Source organism: Streptomyces sp. CA-288835 (assembly GCF_050936385.1).
Lineage (GTDB): Bacteria > Actinomycetota > Actinomycetes > Streptomycetales > Streptomycetaceae > Streptomyces.
In genome coordinates this window covers 5,437,102-5,461,143 of the sequence record NZ_JBNJMW010000001.1, presented here as the reverse complement: position 1 = coordinate 5,461,143, position 24,042 = coordinate 5,437,102, and the positions used below count along the sequence as shown (strand labels likewise).

Annotated in this window: 24 protein-coding genes and 1 pseudogene; 17 read left to right on the top strand and 8 right to left on the bottom strand. The window is 67.3% G+C overall.

The genetic code is table 11. The annotated features are described in order from the left end of the window. Positions 1-170: 170 nt before the first annotated feature. Positions 171-428 carry a DUF3073 domain-containing protein gene (locus ACQEVY_RS24690; RefSeq protein WP_165342952.1) on the top strand — a complete coding sequence of 86 codons (258 nt, stop codon included), beginning with the start codon at positions 171-173 and terminating at the stop codon, positions 426-428. Positions 429-665: 237 nt separating this feature from the next. Here the strand turns inward: ACQEVY_RS24690 and purM are convergent, their stop codons facing one another. From purM to ACQEVY_RS24670, 4 genes are all read right to left on the bottom strand, one after another. Beyond that, the gene (gene purM / locus ACQEVY_RS24685; protein ID WP_432951645.1) at positions 666-1,736 is read right to left on the bottom strand and encodes a phosphoribosylformylglycinamidine cyclo-ligase; all 1,071 of its coding nucleotides are present in this window, start codon (positions 1,734-1,736) and stop codon (positions 666-668) included. A gap of 46 nt (positions 1,737-1,782) precedes the next feature. Beyond that, positions 1,783-3,309 (bottom strand): amidophosphoribosyltransferase, encoded by a 1,527-nt coding sequence (purF, locus tag ACQEVY_RS24680; protein WP_432951644.1) that lies wholly within the window; start codon positions 3,307-3,309, stop codon positions 1,783-1,785. A 61-nt stretch (positions 3,310-3,370) separates the two neighbouring features. Then, positions 3,371-4,186 (bottom strand): META domain-containing protein, encoded by an 816-nt coding sequence (locus ACQEVY_RS24675; RefSeq protein WP_432951643.1) that lies wholly within the window; start codon positions 4,184-4,186, stop codon positions 3,371-3,373. A gap of 74 nt (positions 4,187-4,260) precedes the next feature. Beyond that, positions 4,261-5,067, bottom strand: coding sequence for a sterol carrier family protein (locus ACQEVY_RS24670; protein ID WP_432951642.1), 807 nt, complete (start codon positions 5,065-5,067; stop codon positions 4,261-4,263). A 402-nt stretch (positions 5,068-5,469) separates the two neighbouring features. Here ACQEVY_RS24670 and ACQEVY_RS24665 point away from each other — a divergent pair, with 402 nt between their 5' ends. Both ACQEVY_RS24665 and ACQEVY_RS24660 read left to right on the top strand, forming a co-directional pair. Continuing rightward, positions 5,470-6,525: an ArsR/SmtB family transcription factor gene (locus ACQEVY_RS24665; RefSeq protein ID WP_432951641.1), complete on the top strand. Its 1,056-nt coding sequence runs from the start codon at positions 5,470-5,472 to the stop codon at positions 6,523-6,525. 48 nt (positions 6,526-6,573) lie between these two features. Further along, positions 6,574-7,137 (top strand): L,D-transpeptidase family protein, encoded by a 564-nt coding sequence (locus ACQEVY_RS24660; RefSeq protein ID WP_432951640.1) that lies wholly within the window; start codon positions 6,574-6,576, stop codon positions 7,135-7,137. 391 nt (positions 7,138-7,528) lie between these two features. On the opposite strand, the pseudogene ACQEVY_RS24655 reads toward ACQEVY_RS24660, so the two are convergent. Then, positions 7,529-7,776, bottom strand: a pseudogene (locus ACQEVY_RS24655) (ATP-binding cassette domain-containing protein); the annotation flags it as partial. A gap of 1,774 nt (positions 7,777-9,550) precedes the next feature. Between ACQEVY_RS24655 and ACQEVY_RS24650 the strand changes: the two are divergent. The 5 genes from ACQEVY_RS24650 to ACQEVY_RS24630 all read left to right on the top strand — a co-directional run bounded on the left by ACQEVY_RS24650 (position 9,551) and on the right by ACQEVY_RS24630 (position 13,913). Next, complete coding sequence (locus tag ACQEVY_RS24650) at positions 9,551-10,588, top strand: sensor histidine kinase (protein WP_432951639.1); 1,038 nt, start codon at positions 9,551-9,553, stop codon at positions 10,586-10,588. 3 nt (positions 10,589-10,591) lie between these two features. Next, positions 10,592-11,200, top strand: a complete 609-nt coding sequence (locus ACQEVY_RS24645; protein ID WP_432951638.1) for a response regulator — start codon at positions 10,592-10,594, stop codon at positions 11,198-11,200. A gap of 705 nt (positions 11,201-11,905) precedes the next feature. Beyond that, entirely contained in the window at positions 11,906-13,354 is a 1,449-nt protein-coding gene (locus tag ACQEVY_RS24640; protein WP_432951637.1) for a phytoene desaturase family protein, read from the top strand. Between the two features lie 110 nt (positions 13,355-13,464). Continuing rightward, positions 13,465-13,695 carry a hypothetical protein gene (locus tag ACQEVY_RS24635; RefSeq protein ID WP_432951636.1) on the top strand — a complete coding sequence of 77 codons (231 nt, stop codon included), beginning with the start codon at positions 13,465-13,467 and terminating at the stop codon, positions 13,693-13,695. Positions 13,696-13,712: 17 nt separating this feature from the next. Further along, positions 13,713-13,913 (top strand): MbtH family protein, encoded by a 201-nt coding sequence (locus ACQEVY_RS24630; protein WP_432951635.1) that lies wholly within the window; start codon positions 13,713-13,715, stop codon positions 13,911-13,913. 66 nt (positions 13,914-13,979) lie between these two features. On the opposite strand, the gene ACQEVY_RS24625 is transcribed toward ACQEVY_RS24630, so the two are convergent. From ACQEVY_RS24625 to ACQEVY_RS24615, 3 genes are read right to left on the bottom strand one after another with little or no spacing between them, the layout of a single operon-like run. Beyond that, positions 13,980-14,717, bottom strand: a complete 738-nt coding sequence (locus ACQEVY_RS24625) for a class I SAM-dependent methyltransferase (RefSeq protein WP_432951634.1) — start codon at positions 14,715-14,717, stop codon at positions 13,980-13,982. Then, entirely contained in the window at positions 14,714-15,271 is a 558-nt protein-coding gene (locus tag ACQEVY_RS24620; protein WP_432951633.1) for a hypothetical protein, read from the bottom strand. The genes ACQEVY_RS24625 and ACQEVY_RS24620 overlap by 4 nt, the downstream gene beginning before the upstream one ends. After that, positions 15,268-15,393 carry a hypothetical protein gene (locus tag ACQEVY_RS24615; protein WP_432951632.1) on the bottom strand — a complete coding sequence of 42 codons (126 nt, stop codon included), beginning with the start codon at positions 15,391-15,393 and terminating at the stop codon, positions 15,268-15,270. Before ACQEVY_RS24615 ends, ACQEVY_RS24620 begins: the two co-directional genes overlap by 4 nt. A gap of 679 nt (positions 15,394-16,072) precedes the next feature. Between ACQEVY_RS24615 and ACQEVY_RS24610 the strand changes: the two genes are divergently transcribed. The 9 genes from ACQEVY_RS24610 to ACQEVY_RS24570 all read left to right on the top strand — a co-directional run bounded on the left by ACQEVY_RS24610 (position 16,073) and on the right by ACQEVY_RS24570 (position 23,693). Beyond that, entirely contained in the window at positions 16,073-16,264 is a 192-nt protein-coding gene (locus tag ACQEVY_RS24610; protein WP_266871441.1) for a hypothetical protein, read from the top strand. Between the two features lie 42 nt (positions 16,265-16,306). Further along, a complete protein-coding gene (locus ACQEVY_RS24605) occupies positions 16,307-16,513 on the top strand; it encodes a hypothetical protein (protein ID WP_384703773.1) in 207 nt (68 codons plus the stop codon). A gap of 169 nt (positions 16,514-16,682) precedes the next feature. Then, complete coding sequence (locus ACQEVY_RS24600) at positions 16,683-18,551, top strand: alpha/beta fold hydrolase (protein ID WP_432951631.1); 1,869 nt, start codon at positions 16,683-16,685, stop codon at positions 18,549-18,551. Next, on the top strand, positions 18,548-19,129 hold the full coding sequence (locus tag ACQEVY_RS24595; protein ID WP_384697992.1) for a hypothetical protein: 582 nt from the start codon (positions 18,548-18,550) through the stop codon (positions 19,127-19,129). Before ACQEVY_RS24600 ends, ACQEVY_RS24595 begins: the two co-directional genes overlap by 4 nt. A 49-nt stretch (positions 19,130-19,178) precedes the next feature. Further along, positions 19,179-20,000 (top strand): nuclear transport factor 2 family protein, encoded by an 822-nt coding sequence (locus ACQEVY_RS24590; protein ID WP_432951630.1) that lies wholly within the window; start codon positions 19,179-19,181, stop codon positions 19,998-20,000. Between the two features lie 48 nt (positions 20,001-20,048). Continuing rightward, positions 20,049-20,804, top strand: coding sequence for a class I SAM-dependent DNA methyltransferase (locus tag ACQEVY_RS24585; RefSeq protein ID WP_432951629.1), 756 nt, complete (start codon positions 20,049-20,051; stop codon positions 20,802-20,804). A gap of 44 nt (positions 20,805-20,848) precedes the next feature. Then, positions 20,849-21,025 carry a hypothetical protein gene (locus tag ACQEVY_RS24580; protein WP_266871447.1) on the top strand — a complete coding sequence of 59 codons (177 nt, stop codon included), beginning with the start codon at positions 20,849-20,851 and terminating at the stop codon, positions 21,023-21,025. Beyond that, entirely contained in the window at positions 21,022-22,755 is a 1,734-nt protein-coding gene (locus ACQEVY_RS24575; protein WP_432951628.1) for an ABC transporter ATP-binding protein, read from the top strand. Before ACQEVY_RS24580 ends, ACQEVY_RS24575 begins: the two co-directional genes overlap by 4 nt. A gap of 80 nt (positions 22,756-22,835) precedes the next feature. Continuing rightward, positions 22,836-23,693, top strand: coding sequence for a M23 family metallopeptidase (locus ACQEVY_RS24570; protein ID WP_432951627.1), 858 nt, complete (start codon positions 22,836-22,838; stop codon positions 23,691-23,693). The last annotated feature ends 349 nt before the right edge of the window (positions 23,694-24,042 follow it).

The following is a 24,042-nucleotide window of genomic DNA, read 5'->3' as shown; positions in this document are numbered from 1 at the left end:
CCGAGGGTCCTGGGCGGCGGCACGTCCTGCGGGCGACGTACCGTATGGGCGCGGGCTCAGGTACCGTGGAAGCCCTACGGACCGGTCTCTCCACGGAGAGCCCGTTCCAGATCATGAACGCGTGTCAAGACTCTGGGGCCGTCGAGCCCCGTCACCGAGGGGGTCGAGCCATGGGGCGCGGCCGGGCCAAGGCCAAGCAGACGAAGGTCGCCCGCCAGCTGAAGTACAACAGCGGCGGGACTGACCTGTCGCGTCTGGCCAGTGAGCTGGGCGCTTCGACTTCGAGCCAACCGCCGAACGGCGAGCCGTTCGAGGATGACGAAGACGATGACCCGTACGCCCAGTACGCGGATCTGTACAACGACGACGATGAGGACGAGGACGACGAGTCCGGTCCGTCGTCGCAGCAGCAGCGTCGCGGCGCTTGACTGTCTTAGTTGCGCTTCACCCGGTCCGGAGCGGTTGATATCGCGCCGGGCCGGGTTTTGCGCGTGGCGCTCCGCTGGGTTCGCGGTTTAAGGCTGCGGGTTCGTTGTGAACTGCGGGTCCGTCGTGGCTGGTCGCGCCCACGCGGCGGAGCCGCAAATTGATACAGCCCCGCGCCCCTAAGAGGCCTGCGGCCTCCTTAAAGGGGCGCGTTGCTGCACCGACTTCAGCCAGTACGGTTACGTGGCGTAGTCTCCGGTCAGCTCCGCGCCCGACTCATAGTCGCCTCGCTCCGTGATCTCGCCTGCCACCCAGGCGTCCACGCCGCGGTCGGCGAGTGTGGCGAGGGCCGCGTCCGTGGATTCCTCGGGGACGATCGCGATCATGCCCACGCCCATGTTCAGGGTCTTCTCGAGTTCCAGGCGGTCTACCTTGCCCGTCGTGCCTACCAGGTCGAAGACCGGGGACGGGGTCCACGTGGTGCGGTCGACCCTCGCGTGCAGGGTGTCGGGGATCACTCGGGCCAGGTTGGCTGCCAGGCCGCCGCCTGTGATGTGGGAGAAGGCGTGGACCTCGGTCGTGCGGGTGAGGGCCAGGCAGTCCAGGGAGTAGATCTTGGTGGGCTCCAGGAGTTCCTCGCCTAGCGTGCGGCCGAAGTCCTCGATGTGCTGGTCGAGGCTCAGGTGCGCGCGGTCGAAGAGGACGTGGCGGACTAGCGAGTACCCGTTCGAGTGAAGGCCGGAGGACGCCATGGCGATGACCGCGTCACCCTTACGGATGCGATCGGCGCCCAGGAGCCGGTCGGCTTCGACCACTCCGGTGCCGGCGCCGGCTACGTCGAAGTCGTCCGGGCCGAGGAGCCCGGGGTGCTCGGCGGTCTCGCCGCCGACCAGGGAGCAGCCCGCGAGGACGCAGCCTTCGGCGATGCCCTTCACGATGGCGGCGACGCGCTCGGGGTGGACCTTGCCGACGCAGATGTAGTCGGTCATGAAGAGCGGTTCGGCGCCGCAGACCACGATGTCGTCCATGACCATCGCGACCAGGTCGTGGCCGATGCTGTCGTACACACCGAGCTGCCGGGCGAGGTCGACCTTCGTACCGACGCCGTCCGTGGCGGAGGCCAGCAGGGGACGCTCGTAGCGCTTGAGGGCGGAGGCGTCGAAGAGGCCGGCGAAGCCGCCGAGGCCGCCGAGGACCTCGGGGCGGCGCGTCTTCTTCACCCACTCCTTCATGAGCTCCACGGCGCGGTCGCCCGCTTCGATGTCGACGCCGGCAGCCGCGTAGCTGGCACCTGAGGTCTCAGTAGTCATGACTTTGAGAGCTTTCGTGTCGTACCGCTGGGTGTGCTGCGGTGTCTTACGGGCGACGGATCGCGTCGGCCGCGGCTGTGGCCGCCGGGCCCGCGGCCAGCTCGGTCTCCAGGAGCTGCTTGCCGAGCAGTTCGGGGTCCGGGAGGTCCATCGGGTACTCGCCGTCGAAGCAGGCGCGGCACAGGTTCGGCTTGGCGATGGTGGTCGCGTCGATCATGCCGTCGATGGAGATGTACGCCAGGGAGTCGGCGCCCAGGGACTTGCCGATCTCCTCGACCGTCATGCCGTTGGCGATCAGCTCGGCGCGGGTGGCGAAGTCGATGCCGAAGAAGCAGGGCCACTTCACGGGAGGCGACGAGATCCGGATGTGGACCTCGGCGGCGCCCGCCTCGCGCAGCATCCGTACGAGCGCGCGCTGGGTGTTGCCGCGCACGATCGAGTCGTCCACGACGATCAGGCGCTTGCCCTTGATGACTTCCTTGAGGGGATTCAGCTTCAGTCGGATGCCCAGCTGGCGGATGGTCTGTGAAGGCTGGATGAAGGTGCGGCCGACGTACGCGTTCTTCACCAAACCGGCACCGAAGGGGATGCCGGAGGCCTCCGCGTAACCGATCGCGGCGGGCGTGCCGGACTCCGGGGTCGCTATGACGAGGTCGGCGTCGACGGGGGCTTCTTTGGCGAGCCTGCGGCCCATCTCGACGCGCGAGAGGTATACGTTCCGGCCGGCTATGTCGGTGTCCGGGCGAGCCAGATACACGTACTCGAAGACACAGCCCTTGGGCTTCGCTTCCGCGAATCGCGACGAGCGCAGACCGTTCTCGTCGATGGCGACGAACTCGCCCGGCTCGATCTCGCGTACGAAGCTGGCGCCGCAGATGTCGAGGGCGGCGGACTCGGAGGCGACGACCCAGCCGCGCTCCAGGCGGCCCAGGACCAGCGGGCGGATGCCCTGCGGGTCGCGGGCCGCGTACAGCGTGTGCTCGTCCATGAAGGTGAGGCTGAAGGCGCCCTTGACCTGGGGGAGGATCTTGGCGCAGGCCTCCTCGATGGTCAGCGGCTTGCCGTCCTCGTCGACCTGGGCGGCGAGGAGCGCCGTGAGCAGGTCGGTGTCGTTGGTGGCCGCCACGCGCGGGGTGCGGCCCTCCTGCTTGGGCAGGTCGGCGACCATCTCGGCGAGCTGGGCGGTGTTGACCAGGTTGCCGTTGTGGCCGAGCGCGATCGAGCCGTGCGCGGTCGCACGGAACGTGGGCTGGGCGTTCTCCCACACGGAGGCGCCAGTGGTCGAGTAGCGGGCGTGACCGACCGCGATATGACCCTTGAGCGATCCGAGTGAAGCCTCGTCGAAGACCTGGGACACCAGGCCCATGTCCTTGAAGACGAGGATCTTGGAGCCGTTGCTGACCGCGATTCCCGCGGATTCCTGGCCCCGATGCTGGAGGGCGTAGAGCCCGAAGTAAGTGAGCTTGGCGACCTCTTCACCGGGAGCCCAGACTCCGAAGACGCCGCAAGCGTCCTGGGGTCCTTTCTCGCCGGGGAGCAGATCATGGCTGAGTCGACCGTCACCACGTGGCACGCCACCGAGTGTAGGCGAGGTCGGCCACTGGGCCGAATGGGGGATTCGGGCTCGTAGTGGATCACTTGGCGGCGACGGCTTCGAAGCCGCTGCCGTTTTCGCTGGTCAGGGTGAGGGTGCGCTGCTTGATCTCGTAGGTGGCCTTGCCGTTGAACAGCTTCAGGAGGGCCTTTTCGGTCTCCATGAGTGAGGGGGAGCACATCATGCGGGTGGTGCCAGGAGACCCGAGCGTGATCTGTCCGTCGCTGACGGTCGCCTTCGCCGTCACCTTGTTGCAGCCGAGCTGACCGTGGACGTTGCCCTTGCCGTCGAAGGTGAGGTGGACCTTGCCCTCGGCCTCGGAGGCCAGCGCGGTGACCGTGCCGCCCTTGTTGGTGCTGCCTGTGACGCTCCACTTCGTGCCCTCGAGCTTGGCCGGCTTCTCCGCGGTGAGCTTCACCGTGTCCCCGTCCTTGGTCGTGAGCGTCAGCTTGTCGCCGTCGACCTTGGTCGTGATCGTGCTGTCGGAGATCGTCTCGGCCATCTTGGCCTCGAACTCCATCGGCTTCTCGCCGCAGGCCATCTTGGTCTGCAGGGTGTCGGAGCCGACCTTGATCGTTTCGCCCTGCATCTCGGCGGTCGCCCCGAAGTGGTTGCAGCCGTAGTTGCCGCCCACCTTGCCGTCTTCACCGAACTCGATGTGGGCGTCGGCCGGGGCCTTGTACGTGGTGCCCCCGACGTCCATGCTGTCCACTTTCCACTGTTTGCCGGTGATTTTCGTCTGCTGTCCGGCGCCGACGGAAGCGGATCCGCCGTCACTTTTCTCCGTGCCGCAGGCCGCGGTGGCGAGCAGGCCGGTGACCGCCAGGACGCTGAGAGTAAGCCGTTGCGTTCGCATGTCGCTGTGACGGGACGGGTGGGGTGGTTGGTTCCCTTCCATTCTCGCTCAACTTCCCGTCCGCCTCCGGAGTCTCAGCCCATCAGCGGGAGCAGTCCGCTCAGATCGGCCCGCTCACCGCTGGCGCTGACCTGGGCATCGGCGAGGGCCGTACGCCATTCCGTACGCCCGGTCGCGAGCCGTATCCAGGTCATCGGGTCCGTCTCCACGACGTTCGGCGGGGTTCCGCGCGTGTGCCGGGGCCCCTCGACGCACTGCACGACCGCGAACGGCGGAACGCGGACCTCCGTGGAGGCACCGGGCGCCTTCACGGCGAGCGCGTCGGCAAGCAGGCGGGTGCAGGCGGCGAGTGCCTGACGGTCGTACGGGATGTCGAGGCCGGGCACGGCGGCGTTCAGGTCGTCGCTGTGGACAACCAGCTCCACCGTGCGGGTGACCACGTAGTCGGCGAGCGTCATGGAGCCGGGCCGGGTGGCGAGCAGCCGCTCGCCCGGGGTGACGGCCAGCCGCTCGGACAGCCGCTGCTCGGTGCGGTCGTACAGCGCGTCGAGGTCCTGGTGCTCGCGCGCGAGTTCACGGGTCCGGTCGGCGTTGGCGGCGGCGAGCACGGGGTCCACGGTCGCGGACGGCCAGTCCAGCAGGGCGAGTTCGGGCTTCGCCGGCGGCTCCATGTCGATGGTCGCGCTGACGCTCTCGACGGCGGCCGCGGCGATATGCACGGCCAGCTCTCGTACGGTCCAGTCGCCGAGCCGGGTGGGTAGCGCGAGCTGCTCGGGGGTGAGCGTGCGGACGGCTGCCCGTACGTTTCCGAACTGGGCCAGGACGGCGGCGCGGATCTTGGCGGGGTCGTAGCTGCGGGGGCGCTTCTTGGCCGGGGGCATGAGCGCGACATTAGTCGGCGGCACTGACAGCCGGGCGGGGCGGGGACGGGGCCGAGTACCCGTTCCTCGAGGACGTTGCGGGTACCCGAGCCGTTGGAGCGGATCACCGCCGCGGGGGGTCTCGGTGAAGCGGCCGTCGTCGTCGCCGACCGTGCCTCCGGCCAGGGAGAACGTCCTCAACGGCAACTACAAGAAAAAGCGCACTTGCGCCAGGGCCTCCACACGCGGCGCGGCAGCCTCCGCAACACGCCCGAAACCAACCCGGTGCACCTGTCGCGCCGCTTTGGTCCGCCCTGTCGTGACCCGCAGGATCTGTCCTGAACAGGTGTCGCGTGCATGGCCGGCCACGGGCTGGACCGACAGCACAGGCACACGGCACGGGACGAACGGGGGACGTTCGGCGTGTTACGTATTCACTTCGGACCGGAGGACCTGGCCCGGCTGCGCGTAGCGGCGGGCCCCGACCCACTCTGGGAGATCGCACACAGCCTGCACCGCCTGCAGAGCAGGACAGGACGCCGGGCCTACGCCCACTGGTTCCACGACGCCCGGCCCGCGCTGGCCGGCACTCCGCTGGGTACGGTCGTGAAGAAGCTGTTGATGCCCGTACTGCCACGCGCGGTCTACTTCCCCGACTTCCTGACCCCGCACGCGGGAGCCGGGGGCCTGGACGAGGGTCTGTCGGCCATCCTCGACACACCGCCCGCCCGTGTGCGGGACGAGACGGAGACCCTCCGCCGCGTCGTCGGGGCGCCCGCGTGGGTCACCCGGCTCGCGGAGCCGAAGTCCCGTCGGGAGTTCACCGCAGTCCTCCGCGCCTACTACGAGGCGGTGCTCGCCCCGTACCTCGACACCATCCAGGCCCGGGTCGACAACGAACGCGCCCTGCGCACCCGCGCGTTCCTCGCCGACGGGGTCGACGGCCTGCTCACCGGCCTCGCGCCCGGAATCCGCTGGCGGCCCCCGGTACTGGAGGTCGACTACCGCGACGACCGCGACCTGCACCTCGACGGACGCGGGCTGCGCCTCCTGCCCTCCTACTTCTGCTGGCGCACCCCGACCTCACTCGCCAACCCCGACCTGTCCCCCGTCCTCGTCTACCCGCTGCATCACGCATCGGCGCCCACGCCCCAGCGCCCGGCCGACGACGACGCGCCCCTGGCCACGCTGCTCGGCCGGACCAGGGCGGCCGTACTGCGCACCCTCGCCTGCGGGGCCACCACCTCGGAGCTGGCCCGCATCCTGGGAATCTCACCCGCCACGGCCACGCACCACACGACCGTGCTGCGCGACGCGGGCCTCGTCACCAGCCACCGCAACGCCAACACCATGCTGCACACCCTCACCCCGACCGGCACGGCACTGCTCGGCTCCGACCGGCGTGAGCAGGGTTATTTGAGGCGCGTCGAAAGTCGTGGCCCCTCCTCCCCAGCCGCTGAGACCGTTACCTCGTGCTGAGCGGATGAGCACGGACTGCACACGGTCGACACAACGGGAGGAACAACTATGCGTATCGGCAAGCGAGTTGCCCTAGCCGGCAGCGTTCTCGCGCTCGGCGGGTTCATCGCCGGGCTGACACCCGCCCAGGCCGCGCCCAGCGGGGCTCAGGCGATCAAGTACCACTTCGTGTTCGACAAGAACACGAACACGAACTCGCGTCTCATCCTGGTCAAGACGGAGCCCAACAAGCCCGCGAAGAAGGTCGCCTCATGGCGGGCCGGTTCGGGGCACACCACGAACAGCTGCGAGAAGAACAGGGGCTGGCTGCCGAACGGCACGTACGACATCAAGCAGTACAACACCAACTACAACGGAGACCTGATCAAGGGCTACGCCTTCCAGCTGTCCGACAAGAGGTGCAAGCCCGGTGGCACCGTGCGCAACGAGCTGTTCATCCACAGCGAGATGAAGAGGGACGGCAACGCGGGCAACACCGAGGCCACGCGCTGGGACGGCAACAACGACTACAAGTCGGCCGGCTGCATCAAGCTGAAGCCGTCGGACATCCGCAGCGTCTACAGGACAGCCAAGAGCGTCGGCTTCCCCCGCACGCTCAAGGTCGTCAGCTGACCCCGCACCGCACATGGCGCGAGGCCGCCGCCCCAGGCACACGAGGGATACCTGGAGCGGCGGCCTTCGCCGTCGTACGACCGGGCTTTACGCCGGCAGCGCGGGGATCGTGCCCTCGTGGGCCTCGTGCAGCTCGTCCAGCGTCAGCGTGAACTCGCCCTGGACATCCACCGAGTCACCGTCCACGACCCGCCGACCGCAGCCAGCCTGCAGCGGTCAATTGCCGCAGGTGGAGACAGACTTGGTCGCTCGTCCCGACATCGTCGAGCGCGGCCGGCTCAGTGACCGTGCATCGGCTGCCGAGGATCTCGTCTCGTGCAGCAGCCGCAGCCGCATGGGAGCCCGAGCGCGTGCGAACGCCTCGGGGGTCTGTCGAACGTTTTACAGTCCCCTGAAGCATGGCGCCGGTTCGGGAACGGATCTGCGCACGGTCGGCGATCGGATCCAGGCCATCGAACCGTCGGATTCTTCCCTGGCTCGGGGCTGCCAGCCCTTCGAGCAGTTCGACGGTCGATGTCTTGCCCGCGCCGTTGGTTCCGCGTTGGTTCCGAGGAGCGCGAACAGTTCTCCCGGACGGACGGTGAAACTCACGCCACGGACGGCGTCGAACGTTCCCTTCCCCGTCCATAGTGGCGCCAGACGTCACTCACCTGGATATGACTGCTCTCTGCTTTCGGCATCAGACCTTCCTCAAAGTGGGGGGGAGGGGCTGCAATCGACCCTTACACGGCCGACATCCTACGGGGAACCGGAATTGATCACTCCGAATCTTTTCCTTTCAAGCGCGCGCCAATTTGAGGTTACCTTGGGTATTTGCCGCTTGAGGTTCCATTGAGCTTTCGCAAAACCGGACACTCAACGCGATCGTCAACGTTCTAGGGCGATTCAACTTTGCACAAGAGAAAGCCTTGACCTGCCCATGGGCGGGGGTTAGCGTTCCTGTCGCACGCCTCGACCAAGGCGAGTACGGGGAGTAAACGGGGATCGATCGTCGAAGCAACTGCGCGCGACTTCGCTGCGCTCTGACTTCATTTCTCGGATTCAGCGACCCTTGTTTTCGCTGCGCCCTGCTCGCGCCCTGGATGATGCGCGCAATGAGAACCCTGTGGAGATATCTCGCCACAGGCACAGCACAGCGCCAATTTGCAAGGGCCAAAAAAAAGAGACTTCCTGACTCGATCTGGGTGTGTGGGCACGACTTCGTCCCGCACCCCTACACCAAATGCGTGACGCAGTGCGGTATCGGTTCAGCGCCTATCGACCTCCGCTGGATCCATACCGGCCGACGACCACCAGCTACCTGAAGGTATGCCGCGGAACCGAGGGCACCGAGGACTGTGGAGAAGCGGTGCCCCTCGCCTCCTGGCTCGTCAGCGGCTTGATGGGCAGACACATCCGGCGCGACAACTGAGCGACAAGCATCCGCTGTCTGTGAAAGAAGCAAGGGAGGGAGTGACTGATGCGCAAGCAAACATGGAGCGCCGCAGCGGCTACCATCAGCGCTCTGCTTACCGTATCCGCCTCAGCGACGGCGACGGCCGCAAGAGCGCCATAGCCGGGGAGCTTCGAAACGCGGGCTCAGGATGCTACTCGCTGGTGATCCAGCCGATGATTGGCGTTTTCCCCGGGCCAATTACAAAGGTGGCGACAAACTGCGGCTCCGGAGCAGTGTCGGTCTATCGCGAATACGTCGGCACACCTCTCGTCAAGGTCTGTCGCGACAGCACCGTCCCCTTCGCTGACTGCGGCCCCGCCCAGCAGCTTCCCGCAGGATGGGACCCGCCGCAGGGGTACGTCTACGAGGCCGCATGGCTGGCCACCCTGGACTTGGGTTACTGCAAGTCTGAGGGAGAAAAGGGCATTTCGGAGGGCCGCTGGACCGCCTATGTGTGCCGTGAGGAATACCGCGGAGGCGCGGACCTTCCTCTCCTCCACCAGGTGCTGTACGTGAAGAAATTACCTGAGGGCGAAGCACATCGGATCACGTCCGCTGAGTGGCGATCGGTGCGCAATTCAGCGGGCGCAAGGTCGAGTCGCCCTATGCCTCCGACTGTCTCGAGAGCCCGAACAGGAAACGCCCTGCCAATAGTTGCCCTAGTGAGGCGGCCGAAACGTACCTGCGTGATGCACCTACCTTGCGAGGCTCATTATGCCCTACCTGTCCGACTCGTGTCAGCGCCAGCTCGCACTGGCCCCTGACAGCCCCCACCGCGGCCGACAGGAATACGGAATTACGGGGCCCCCGCCCGTCGTGCCCGTTGCGCTCTCTGTTCGGGATTCGCGCCGGCCTCCGCCGAGATCCGCGCAATTGCACGCCACACGCCAGGATGCCGAAAGGCTTGCGAGACACACCCGGCAGAGACTGGCTGTCTGTCTGACCGCACCCCCTTTGGCATTCATTCTGCTTGCGGAAATGCCCGATCCGCACCCGGTCCTCGTACTCGCATCCGTCCTTTACGCCCTTCATTTGGGGGCACTGCTGCGTCCGGTGTGGACCGGACGCCCCTACCCGATCCCGCCGATTGCCCTGCTCGCCCCCGCCTCCGTATGGCCGGCCTGTCTCTGGCTCCTCCCCTACACCGGCGCCTTCGCGCGGACAGAGGTCGTCCCGCTCTCCGGAATGGCCGTCGTGCCTGCAGCCGTCGTGGTGGCCGAATTGCCGCTGCGAGTCCAACTGGCAACCGGATCCACGTGTCTTGCGGTGGCCGCTGCCGTCAGCCCGCACGCGCCGCTGCCTTCGGCACTGGCCGCCGGAGGGGTCCTTCTGGCTGTCATCATCGCCGTTCGCAGGGCGATGCGACCCGTCACCGTCATCTCCCGGCTGGAGATCGCCGCGGACGCAGCCGCCCTGCTCGCGGTGGCCGAGGAGCGGCTGCGGATGTCCCGCGATCTGCACGACACGCTGGGGCGGCATCTGGCCATCATCGCGATCAAGTCTGAACTCATCGCACACACCGGAAAGTTGGAGGAGCTGGAGGAGGTGCAGGTGTTAGCGAGGGCGTCACAGAGCGAGCTGCAGGCGGTGGTGAACGCCGTGCGTACCGCGTCACTCGACGACGAGCTGGACAGCGCGCGCTCCCTGCTCCGGGCCTCTGGCATCCGGTGCGAGGTGACCGAAGAGAACTGCGCCCTGCGCCTGCCCTATGAGGTGCAGGAGGCCCTCGGCTGGGCCGTCCGGGAAGCGGCCACGAACGTCATTCGGCACGCACCCGACGCCACTGCCTGCACGATCACGCTCGCCTTGTCCGGCGCGGGCGAAGCGGGGGAGTGCATCCTGCAGGTGGTGAACAACGGTGTGCGTGACATGCCGGGCCAGCGCCTGGGGCTCGGGACGGGCATGGACGGGCTCAAGCAGCGTGTCGCACCACTGGGAGGACGTCTGGAGCACGGCCCTCAGCCGCGCGGCACGTACCGTCTCCTGGTTACTGTCCCCCTTGCACGAGGAGAGTGAGACGTGACGATTCGAGTCCTCCTGGCCGATGACGAGAACCTGATCCTAGGGGCGTTCTCCATGCTACTGGCGGCAGAGGATGACCTCGAAGTGGTCGGTGAGGCCGCAGGCGGCGTGGAAGCGGCCGAGATGGCGAAGAAACTCGTTCCGAACGTCTGCGTACTGGATCTGAGCATGCCCGACAAGGGCGGAATCAGCGTCATCCGCGATCTGCAACTGGTCCAACCCTCCATACGGTGCGTCGTGGTCACCTCCCATACGGCGCCCGGGTATCTCGCATCGGCTCTGTCGGCGGGAGCTCGGGGATTCGTACCGAAAACAACGTCCGCTAAAGAACTGGCCGTCATCATCAGAATGGTTCACCGGGGCGTCCCCTACGTCGATCCGGAAATGGCCGCGAATGCGCTCTCGGCGGGAGATTCCCCGCTGACCCGGCGGGAGGCGGACATTCTGGCGCTGTCCGCGGACGGGGCCCCCATCGACAAGGTGGCGCAGCGCGCGGTCCTGTCCCCCGGGACCGTACGCAACTACCTTTCGAAGATCGCTGGCAAGCTGAAGGCGGCGAACCGGCATGAGGCCGCCCATGTCGCCCGTCGACAGGGCTGGATCTGACCCCGGCGGAGCGGCTGCAGGGGAGCGACGCCCCTCATGGACGCCCCCATGAGGGAGATCCCGCCCGCTGCCCGGCTCCAGCGTCTCGCTGATGTGGAGGCCGCCAGCCGTTCGGGCAGAGGCCGCTGGGTGATGTCGCGGCCGACGGGCGCGGATGGTGGCCTTCCCTGGCTCCAGCAAGCGCTCGATCGGAGAGCGGGGCGCTCCTGCCTTCCTCCCGAGGCACCGACCAGCGCAGCTATGCCCCGGTCGGGGACGCTGAAGGTGACCTCGTGCAGGGCAGGCGGTTGCCGCAATCAGCCGGTCGAGCAGATCCCAGCCCGCGAAGGCCGTTGCATGGTGCGCCGGCTCCGCATCGGCCCCTCAGGGCTGCGCCCGCGGAGGGCCGCCGCGCAGGGGGCTAGTGCCCTATACCGCGCGGATCTCGAACTGATGTGATGTCAACCACAGTTTCTAGGTCGACGGCGTTCGTGCCTCTGATCTCTGTGGCGGATTTACGGATCAAGGCGGCAACTGCCTCATGGGCCATGGTGGCGTCTGTCATGTCGGAGTAGTGACGCATGTCAAGAAGCCGGAATAGACAACTCCGATTGGGGTGTGACCTGCACCATATCGAGGACTCTCGGGTGCTGTTTGTATCCACTGCGTGTGACCGACGGAGGCCTCTGTTCGAGTCCTTCGTGAGACCGGCAGGAGAGGTGTCGCATGACGGACGCGGTGATCGTCGGTACGGGCCCCAATGGGCTCGCTGCTGCTGTCACGCTCCTGCGGGCGGGTCTCAGCGTCGAGCTGTACGAGGCGCACGACACGTTCGGTGGCGGTCTGCGCACCGAGCCGCTCTTCGACTCCGACGTGATGCACGACATCTGTGCGGCGGTGCACCCCATGGCGGCCGCGTCCCGCTTCTTCCGGGAGTTCGACCTGCCCGCGCGCGGCGTTGACCTGCTCCAGCCCGAGATCCCCTACGCCCACCCGCTTCCCGGCGAGGACACCGTCCTCGCCCACCGCGACCTCGCCGAGACCAGCGCCGGACTCGGCGTGGACGGCGGACGCTGGCGGCGGCTCATGGCGCCGCTCGCCGCGCACAGCCAGGGTGTCGTCGACCTGATCCTTTCCGGTCAGCGCGGCATCCCCGACGACCTGGCGGCGCCGCTCCTCCTGGCGCCCAGGGTCCTCGCCCATGCCACCAGGCTGCCCTTCCGTACCGAGCGGGCGCGTGCCCTGCTCACGGGTGTCGCCGCGCACTCCGTAAGCAGACTCCCCTCGCTTGCAGCCAGCGCCGTCGCGCTGCTCCTGGGCCACCTGGCGCACACCACGGGATGGCCGCTGCCCCGGGGCGGCAGCGCCCGCATCGCCGACGCCCTCGCGGCGGACATCACCGCGCATGGTGGCCGCATCCACACCGGACAGTCCATCAAGGACCTCGGCGAACTCGGGGACATACCCCTGGTGCTGCTCGACACCAGCCCCAAGGGGCTCCTCCAACTCGCCGGAGACCGACTGCCCGGGCGCTACCGTCGGGCCCTCGAACGTTTCCAGTACGGACCCGGGGCGTCCAAGGTCGACTTCCTGGTGTCCGGCCCCATCCCATGGACCGACCCCGAAACCGGCCGGGCGGGCACCGTCCACCTCGGCGGTACCCGCGCCGACATGTTCCGTACGGAGTCGGCGGCCGTACGCGGCACCCAGGACCCCGAGCCGTTCGTGCTCCTCGTCGACCCCGCCGCAACCGATCCCGGCCGGGCCGTCGGCGGCAAGCGTCCTGTCTGGGCCTACGCCCACGTTCCTCACGGCGACCCGCGGGACCCTGTCGACCTCGTCCGCCGCCGGATCGAGCAGTACGCGCCGGGCTTCGGCGACACCATCGTCGCCGCGCGCGGCGTGAGCGCCGCCCACTACGAGACGTACAACCCCAACTACGTCGGCGGCGACATCGGAGCCGGGGCCATGACCGTCCGACAGTCGCTGATGCGCCCCGCCGCGAAGTGGGATCCCTACCGGGTGCCGCTGCCCGGCCTGTACCTGTGCTCGGCTTCCACGCCACCGGGGCCCAGTGTGCATGGAATGTCCGGCTATCTGGCCGCACTCTCCGCGCTGCGCCACGAGCACGGCATCCGCGTCCCGCCGCCGCTCGGCCCGCACAGCAGGACGTAGCGCACGACGGGCCGCGACTACGGAGTACGCAAGCACCCGACAAGCCGCAATCACGCGGAGGGAGGGACGCATGGCCCCGCGCCAGTCGATGTGCCACTGAGCCGATCGCGGTGCGCTCGGCCGCCTGGTACCTGCCGGAGCGCACCGCCGAGGTCTCGGCCTTGACGGCCAGGGACGAGGCAGCGCAGCGCACGCTCCTGGGCCTGGGCATCGAAACCGTCCGCGTCGAAGACGAGTTGGGGGCAGCCGGCCTCGCCGAGTGCACCGTGCGCTGTAGAAGGCCGGGCTGCCGGCCGGGACCGCTCCCCAAGCCGAGCGCCGACCAGACCCGTCGGCCGTGAGAGGAGGACCGACCACCATGTCCACCAATCCCTTCGACGATGCCGAAGGCGTCTTCCACGTCCTGGTCAATGAGAACGGGCAGCACAGCCTGTGGCCCTCGTTCAGCCCGGTGCCCGCCGGCTGGCGGGCGGTGCTCAGCGACGCGAACCGGCAGTCGGCCCTCGCGTACGTCGACGAGCACTGGACGGACATGCGGCCGAAGGCCGCGCGCCCATAGCAAGAGGCTCATAGCAAGAGGGGCCGGCACTTCAGTGCCGGCCCCTCGCGTCCCGCTTTTCGCCGCTTATCCAGTGCTGCGGACGGTGTACCAGTCGTAGGGGCCCAGGCCCCCGCCGAGGTCCACGCCCTCCACCGCGAATCCGGCCGCGGCCACGCAGGATTCGACTTCCTCGTGCCCGATGAGGAGAACCCGCTCACTGAACTCCACCGCCGGCACTGTGTTCCCCTCGATCTCCTCGTTCGCCTCGATGCGAGTTCCCAGGGTGAGGAGATCCCCCTCGTCGACCGTGGCGGTGACGGTGACAAGACCACCGCCGCGCGTGTCGGGAAACGTCACACTCTGCTGCGCGAGAAGCGGCTCGTAGGCCTGCTTGGCGTAGTACTCGAACGAGAGCGAACTTCCCGGCTTCAGTACATCGCGTACGTGGGACAGAGCACCCACGAGTTCCTCGCGCGAGCGCACACAGGCGAGCGAGCCCAACGTGGAATAGGCCGCATCAAAGGCCCCGTTCACCGGCAGCTCATTGCGGAAATCCGCTTCGACCAACGATACGTTCCCCGGAACACCCTTCGCACGGAAAACGCTCAGCATCGGATCGGAGTTGTCGAGCCCGACCACCTCCGCGGCGATCGCCGCCACGGGCATCGCGATACGACCGGTGCCCACACCGATCTCGAGCACCCGAGAACCTGTGACGTACGGCCGAAGCCGCTCCACCGACGGGCCGAAGGCCACGGCCGACGAGATCAGCGAGTCATACACGGACGCCACCGCGTCCCCGTACTGGACACTCGACGTCATGGGTTCACCGACTCATACCCGAACACCATGTCGTACTGGGGGTCCTCACTGTGGTCGTAGCCCGAGTAGCGCACCAACAGCACCTGGAAGTAAGGGAATCCGGGCTCCGGCGTGATGCGGTGGCGGACGAATTCGTTGATGAGCCGACGGGTGGCCTTCCTGGACACCTCGCCCCGCGGCGTCGTGGCTCCCGGGCTGTGAAACAGGGCTGACGTCACATCGAAGACGGCCTTCTCGAAACGGCGGCCGGGGAACCAGAACGTGTGGATCATCTTGCGCGGACTGATGCAGTACACGTCCCGCCATTCCGTGTGCTCCGACTTGTCCTCGTTCGCGAGCCGGTACAGGAAGTGCTGGTCCTCCACGGACGGATTCGGAGCGAAGAAGCGCCAGTTCGGGATGGCGATACCGGACCCCGTCTTGTCCGCCTTCCGGATCCTGTCGTAACTGCGGTCGGGGTGCTGGGCCAGTACCGATGCGATGAACCAGCCCGCGAGGACCACCGGAACGGCCCGCTCCAGGACATCCGCCGCCGCTCCCGTTGCCCTTCTCATGCCGCCTCCCGCTGTATCTGCCGGCCGTCGCCCAGCATTCCCTCGATGGCCTTGGCCGTGACAGCGACGGTTTCCGATCCACTGACAACGGAGAAATGTGTCGCGTCCGGAATGGTGGTCACCTCGCCCCGGGTGCCGGAAGAGACGTACTCCTCGAGCAGTTCGCTTCGTGAATCGTTGTTACGGATGCGATGAATGCCGTCAATTTAGACACAGGCCGTGCGTGTGGAGCAAGGTCTTCTTGGCTTCTTTCTGCCGCGGAGGAGGTCCTCACCTGTTTTCCGACACTTACGTTTGTCACATTCAAGTGGGAGTCGCACACGTCACCGCGCTTTCCCTCCGACGCCGGCGAACCCAGGTTGGCCGGAAAGTGCCTCCCGGTTGCTCGATGCGACCAGAAGCGGACCGGTGGCGACCAGGCGCGGTTGGCGGTAGGACGGGTGGGCCACCAGGGGTTCAGCCGGCCGGGCGTCGCCCGCAGGGACTGAATACTGGTCGGCCGGTTTGAGCCACCAGGGTGGACCGGAATTCAGAGCCCTCCGGCCTTTATTCTCACTGGTCAACGCGTAAAGCATGACTAATGTCATCACTAACTTCACGCCAAGGCCTTTTCAGCATGTGATGCACGTCACATTAAATGGGCTTGATTTCAAGCTTCGCAATCTTTCTATAGTGGTGCCTGCGAGGGGGAGTTGATCGATCGCTGGCGAGCAGCTGTCGAGTGAGAAATTCATGGATGGTGTTCCATGCGGAAATCTCCTCCCCGACGCCTCGATTGGAATCAACAGTGAGGAATGGATCATGGGCAACATTGCTGCCTTTATGAACCAGCAGGAGCTGGGCTCCCTTGAGGACGGCCTGACGAACACAGACGGCGTTCCCGTCATGGCCACCCCGGCCGTGGCGGTGCCGGTCACCGTCAAGATCACGGCGGGCATTGTCGCCTTCACCGTCCCGGTGGGTGCGTACGTCGCCGGCCGCGTCGTCAACTAAAGGCCGCCAGGCTTTCCGAGCATCTTCGAAAAGGAGATCAGAATGACTCTCATCATCGACAGCGTGCGTTCGATCACGGAGCCGACCCTGACCGAGGGTGAGCAGGACCGGGTCACCCGCACCATGCCCGTCGCCTTCACCCCGGCCGTTCTCGTCACCTGCCCGTACGCGGGCGGTGGCCTCGCGGCCGGCGCGACCATAGTCGGCGCCTACGAGCTCGGCCGTGCCGCCGGCGCCGGCGGCAAGTAAAGAACACCGTCAGCAGCCCTTGTACATGAGTGTGGGCTTCTGAAGCCGCTCGGAGAGTGACATCTGCGAGCACGAGGCGAACTGTCGGGCCGCGCCGCAATCGCGGCCCGACAGCTTTCACATATTAGCTCACCCATGGTTCAGTCGTGAGGAATATCCTGTGAGACGAATGAAGAAGCTTGTCTCGTCGCTTTTCTCTCCGGTGCCAATATCCCGGGACCGTGCCCTGGGTTTATCTGAGCGACTCTCCGCGCTCACCACCCTCTCCTCCTCTCTTGAATATCTGCACCAGCACAAGCAGCTGGATCCCGGTGGTCTCAATGACTGGGAAATCATGAAGGAATCCCCGGAGACCAAGAACCTGGCCATTCGTAAGATCACCGAGGCTGTCAGCGGCAAGAAGGCCACGGTGGCGATTCACGCTGCCCGGGCAGCCGTGAGCGTCGGACTTCTTTTCCCCGGCAACAGCAGATGGCGCGGGGCCGGAAGTCTTTTCCTCACCGCTTCCACCTCCGTTCTGCAGACTCGCCACCGCTACGGCACGGACGGTTCGGACCAGGTGGCGAACCTGGTGCAGACCGCCACCGGCCTCGCGCGCCTCTCGAAGAGTTCACAGACCAAGGACGCCTTCCTCTGGTACGTGGCGATGCAGGCGAGCCTGTCCTACGCGGCCTCCGGCTGGGTCAAGCTCCTTGGTGAGAAGTGGCGTGACGGATCGGCACTTCCCGGAGTGATGCGCACCCGCACCTATGGGTTCGAGAGCGCCTACCGCCTCACCCAGCGCTACCCGAAGACCGCGAAGTACGTGCAGCACAGCGTGCTCGCGATGGAATGCCTCTTCCCGGTCGTCTACCTCGCCGGTGGCAAGCTGACCCGCCCGATGATCGCGGCAGCCGGAAGTTTCCACGTCGCCAACGGCTTCGTCATGGGACTCGGGCGCTTCATGACGGCCTTCCCGGCCATGCACCCCATGGTCGCCTACACCACGGCCCCCAAGACGCACCCGCTGGTGGCGGGACGCGACGACCGCGCGGTGAAGGCCGCGGCCCTGCTGCTCGCCGGAGGCGTCGCGGTGGCCGCCGCGACAGCCGCCCAGCGCCGCGCCGTGGTCCGCGAAGGCTGGCCCACGTCACGGAAGTTCATCACCCGGCACGGCAACGAGCTCATGTACGAGACGGGCGGTCGGGACGACGAGACGGACGCTCCGGTCCTCGTCTTCTGTGCCGGGCTCACCTCGACGTCCGAGCACTTCGCCTGGATCACCGAGCGGTTCGTGAACGACTCGGACAGCGCGGTCGTCTCGTACGCGCGAGCCGGGTACGCGGGCAGCCTCCGCCGCACCAACGCGCCCTTCGTCCTGGACGAGTCGGTCGACGACCTGGAGGATCTGATCCGTGCCACGGTGCCCGCGCACCGCAAGGCGGTCCTGGTCGGCCACTCCCTGGGCGGAGAGCTGATCCGCCGGGTCTCGGCCCGGATCCCGGACCGGATCGCAGGACTCGTCTATCTGGACCCGTCCCACCCCGCCGAGCTGCAGCGCTCCGAGCGCCAGAGCGACGGTGCGAAGGACCTCAACGACAACATCACGCACGCCGCCCGCTACCTCTCGCTGGGCACCGGCATCCTGATGAGCCGCCCCGGGTGGCTCGACAGGCTCCCGGCGAACTACCGGGACAAGGTGTTCGCCCAGTACACCGACGCCCGGCTCTGGAAGGCCGGCCGGCGTGAATGGGCGGCGGTCGAGAAGGACTTCAGGTCCTTCGACGGCGACATGCCGCAGGTGGCGGCGCCCGCGCTGATCATCGCCGCGCAGCAGACCGTCGATCAGGACCCCGAGCAGCTTCTGATGTACAACGAACTGGCCCGGGTGCACCGGCGCGGCGAGGTCAAGGTCGTCGAAGGGGCCGACCACGACTCCCTGCTGACCAACGCGCTTTTCGCCCACAAGACGGTGCAGCACATGACCGACTTCATGAAGGACAGCACGGGCGACCCGGACAGCGAGCCCGTCGTCGACGAGCAAGGAGCACAGAGGTGAACCCGACAACCCTGCTCAAGGACACGTTCACCGGTCCCGGTTCCCTGGCCCGCGTCGTGGGCGCGGGGATGCTGGTGGCGACCGTCGCCGCGCAGCACCCGCACCCGGCGTTCGACCGGGTCCGCGCCAAGGACCTCTTCTCCTTCGTCCCGAACTGGAAGTTCTTCGCCCCGAACCCGGCGACCCACGACTTCCACTACGTCTATCGAACCCTCGACCACACGGGCGGGACGTCCGAGTGGAGCGAGATCGACATGATCGAACCCCGGAAGATGTACCAGGCGTTCTGGTTCGCCACCCGCCGCCCGGAGAAGTCGGTGTTCGACCTGTGCACCGCCATCCTCCAGCAGGCCACCCAGGCCGGTGCGACGGAGGTGCAGAAGACCTCCTCCTACCGGGTCCTCGCCGAGTTCATCCGCAAGACGATCCGCGACCAGCAGGGCGACACGAACGTCAAGGGCTTCCAGTTCGCGGTCGTACGAGCCGCGGGGCACGACACCAGCGAGGACCCGGAGCCCTTGTTCATCTCCCCGTACACCCCGATGCACCGGGTCGGCCCGCACCTCGCCGCGGCCTGAGCACCACCGAGAAACACCGCCCCACCGACAGAGCGTTGGAGTACGCACCATGACCACCGCCCCGATCCCCGCCGACGACTTCGTCGGCTATCTCCGCACCTACACCGCCGACGGATTCGCCTCCGCGCAGAGCCTCGAGGACGTCTGGGACCGCTACCACGTCCCGGACGCCACCCATGTGGTCAACCGGAAGCAGCTCGACCGGGACGCCACGCTGAAGAACCTTTCGCAGTGGCGGGCCGACCAGACGCCGTACGAGCTGTGGATCCACGAGGCGGTGGTGGACGGCACCCGCGCCGCCGCCCGCTACACCATCAGCAAGCCCCTGGTGATGCAGGTACGGCACAACACCGAAGTGGTGATCTTCGCCGACCTCGCCGACGACGGACGCGTCGCGTCCACCGTCACCACCGCGCGGTCGACCTACGGATGGGGCAGCTCCGACACCGAGACATGGGACAGCGACGCGGCATCCGCCGGCACACCGACCGGTGCGCCGGCGGACCCCGCGGCCTACCTCACGACCTTCGCGGAGCTGGCCAACGACCCGAGCGTGCCCCTTGAAGAGGCCTTCGACCGGTTCCACACCCCCGACTCCGTCCAGTACATCAACGGCACGTCGATGCAACGCCCCGCGGTCCTGCAGTCCCTCGCCGGGGCCCGCGACAAGGGCCCCGACTACACCCTGGACGTCCACGCGGCGCTCGCCCAGGGCAACCGCTTCGCCGCCCGCTACTCCATGGTGCCCTCGGAGAACGGACGCCGGGCGGGCGAGATGGAGGTCTTCACTTTCGGCGAGTTCGCCGACGACGGACGCGTCCGCCTCCTCCGCTCCGTGATGCAGACCAGGAGCGGCTACTGGCCCACCTGACCCGCGACAGGCCCCCGGACACCGCCAAAGGGAAGTGAACACCCCGTAATGACCAGCACAGTTGAAGACATCGGCTACGGCGCACAGTTCGCGAAGTGGTACGACCGGATCTTTCCCAGAGGCACCGACGCCCAGGTCATCGCGGATGCCCTGGCACGACTCCACCCCGACCCCGACGCCGGCACCATCGAGTTCGGGGTCGGCACCGGACGCATCGCCGTCCCGCTCTCCCAGAAGACCGGACAGGTGACCGGAGTCGACTCGTCCCCGGAAATGCTCGCCCAACTGGCCGACGCCCCGGGGAGCGAGAACGTCGTCTCCGTGCACGCGGACATCCGCACGTACACCGACACCCGCACATACGGCCTGGTCTATGTGGTGTGCGGAACGCTGTCGATGGTGCTCAGCCCCGAGGACCAGCAGGAGACGGTGCGCCGCGCCGGTGAACTGCTGGCCCCTGGTGGCCGGTTGGTGGTGGAGACGGGCAACCGACCCGCGGTGGAGGCGCTCCACGACGGCCAGCCGCGCACCACCCTTTTCACGCCCTACCCGGAGCCGGGAACGGGGCTGCAGACCCACTCCACGCTCACCCCCGAGATATGGCAGTGCTCCCACATCTGGTACGAGTCCGACGGCAGCACCCGAGTGGGCAGTGAACTTGCGCGCCTCACGACCCCCGACGAGGTCGACGGATACGCCACGGCAGCCGGCCTCACCCCCGAAGGCCGCTATTCCGACTGGCACCTATCCCCGTACACCGAGCAGTACCCGATGTTCCTGACCACGTACACCAAGAGCGCCTGAGCCACCGCCGGTGTGAGCGAGCAGTACAAGGGAGGAACCCAGTGATGACAACAAGCCGTGCGATGTGGTTCGCGGTCACGTTCGTCTTCGCCGCGCCGAGCATGTCCGCGGTGTTCCGGGAGAACGGACGGTTCACCAGACGGGCGATGGCCCTGGGCATCGTCTTCGCTGCGAGCATCGCAATGATCATGGCCATCTCCGTCGGGCAGGGCGCGTCGTGAACTTCTCCGCGATCGTCCGACGCCATCGGGTACTGCTCGCCGTCGGCATCCTCCTCGGTCTGGGCGGTACCGCCGCGACCCTCGTGCAGCCGCTCCTCATCGGCGATCTGATCGAAGCCGTCTCCCTGGACAAGTCGGTGACCTGGCCGATCGTGTCCATAGCCGCCCTGTTCGTCGCGGACGCGGTGCTCGCCGCCACGCACTTCTACCTCATCGGCCGGGCGGGCGAGAACATCGTCCTCGACATGCGCTCCACCCTGACAGGACGCTTGCTCCACTCCCGGATACGGGCCTTCAACAGGCTCGAGCACGGTGACGTGTTCACCCGTACCGTCTCCGACACCTCGCTCGCCCGGATCGCCCTGTCCTCGTCCGTCGCCCAGATGATCACGGCAGGCTTCACCACCGTCGGCTGCATCGCCGTCATGGCCTGGATCGACTGGCGGCTGCTCCTGGTTACCGCGGGCTGTCTCGGCGCCGCGTCCACCCTCGCGCTGTTCCTGGCCAGAGCGGTCCGCAAGGCGGCGGTCCAGAACCGCGAGGACACCAGCGACTACGGCTCCGGACTCCTACGGGTCCTCGGCGCGCTCACCACGGTCAAGGCCTCCGGCGCCGAGGGCCGTGAAGCCGAGCGGATCGACGCGCTCGCCAACGCCGCACGCGGCAGCGGAATCCGGGTGACCCGGCTGTCGGCGATGCTGATGCCCGCGATGAACGTGGGCACCCAGGTGTCCCTCGCAGTGGTGATCACTTGGGGCATGGCCCGCACCGCCACGGGATCCCTCCCGGCCGCGGACCTCACCTCGTTCATCATGTACCTCTTCTATCTCGTCTCACCGCTGGTGACGCTCTTCATGTCGCTCGGGGAGTTCCAGCAGGGCCGGGCCGCCATCGACCGTGTCAACGACCTCGCCACCGTCGACCAGGAGACCGTCGAGGCCCCGGCAGGACCTGGGGTGGCGCGGGACCGGGACAAGGCCGACGGCACCGCCGCCGTCGAGTTCCAGAACGTCACCTTCAGCTACTCCGACACCGCGCCCCGAGCCCTCGACGACGTCTCGTTCACGCTCCCCGCCACCGGCATCACCGCGATCGTCGGACCGTCGGGCGCGGGCAAGTCCACACTGTTCCAGCTGATCGAACGCTTCTACGACCCCGACAAGGGGACGATCCGGATCTCGGGCGAGGACGTCTCCCTCCTGCCGATGCGGGAACTCCGCTCCCGCATCGGCCTGGTCGAGCAGGACTCCCCGCTCATGCGGGGCACCGTCCGGGAGAACCTCGTCTACGCCAGGCCCGAGGCCACAGCGGAACAGATCGCCCAGGCCGTGGAGGCGGCCCATCTCACTGACGTTATCGCCGCCCTGCCGGACGGCCTTGATACCAACCTCGGGGAGGGCGGAATAGGGCTCTCCGGCGGCCAGCAGCAGCGTCTGGCCATCGCCCGGGCCCTCCTGACCCGCCCCGCGGTCCTCCTCCTGGACGAGGTCACGTCGAACCTCGACTCGGACTCCGAGACCGCACTGCGCTCCGCCCTCACCACCATCGGCGCCAACTGCCAAGTGCTCACGATCGCCCACCGCATTTCCACCACCGCAAGCGCCGACCACATCCTCGTTATCGAGGAAGGCCGGCTGAGGGCCCGGGGCGATCACCTGGATCTGATGGAGAGTGACTCCACCTACCGTCGGCTGGCCAGCCAGCAGTTGACCCCCATCGGAGCCTCATAACGGCCGACCCCGGAACCTGCCGCTCCACCATGACAGGATGCGGACACTGCCCGAACTGACACACCTGCAAAGAGGTGCACATGCTCGTGATGCTGTGGAAGCGCTACGGCCTGGTGTTCGCTGCCGGCGCCTTGTGCATTGTGGTGAATGCGCAAGGGATCGGCCCGCTCTGGTACACCGGCGTGGCGCTGCTGGCCGTCGGCCAGATCATGCGCGTGACGCTGATCCGCGCCCAGCGCCCGCCCCTGGACCGCGAGCCGTTACTCCTCCGCGTCCCTGTCACCGGGCGCTGGCTGGCGCTCAACGGCCCGGCCACAAAGGTCCCCAGTCACACACACAGCCATGCGCAGACGTACGCCATTGATCTGAAGTACGTACCCGAAGTAAGCGGAAGCGGCGAAGGAGTCACGCCGGTGGCACCGCCTTTCCGCTGGCTCTGGCCACTCGCCCGGAGCCCCCGCCTGTACCCCACCTACGGCATGCCGCTGCTCGCACCCGCCGACGGAGTCGTCGTTGCGACCGCGGGACGACAGCGGGACCATCTGTCGCGTATGTCGTTCCCCGCCTTCCTCTTCCTCTACCTGGAGGGCTTCATCCGCAGTCTCGGCTGGCCGAGCCACTTGATGGGGAACTACATCATCCTGGACCTCGGCAATGGCGTGTACGCGGCCTTCGCACACCTGCGGCGCGGCTCGCTGAGCGTGGCCGTGGGCGACCGGGTGACGGCGGGCCAGGAGATCGCCGAATGCGGCAACTCCGGCAACTCATCCGAGCCGCACCTGCACTTCCAGCTCATGGACGGCCCGGATGTGATGACGGCACGAGGAGTGCCGTTCGCATGGCGCTACCGCGACGACGACGGCGTGGAACACACCGGTGTTCCCGAAGACACCACGCACTGCGTTGCTATCTCGCCCCTGCCAGACCGTTCCACATGACTTGCAGACCGACTGCGCAACGGGCTGCGCCACGTCTGCCGCCGAGTTCGTCATCGCTGGAGCGCTGACTGCAATTGCCGCACTGTCTGCACTGCGCCGTCACTACGGCGTACGGACCCCTCCCGACCTGTCCCCCAGACACAAGGAGCTCACCTGATGCGAAGACACATATGGGTGTCCGCTGCGGCGGCGACCGCGATCCTCACCGCAGCGGTCCCTGCCGCCAGTGCAGCGACTGGCTCTCGGACTGCCACCGTCCCATGGTCAGTCGACCATGGATCGGCCACGGCCACGGGGGAGCGATGGACCGAGCCCGGAAGCACCGGTTTCTCAAGGAACTTGGTCGTAA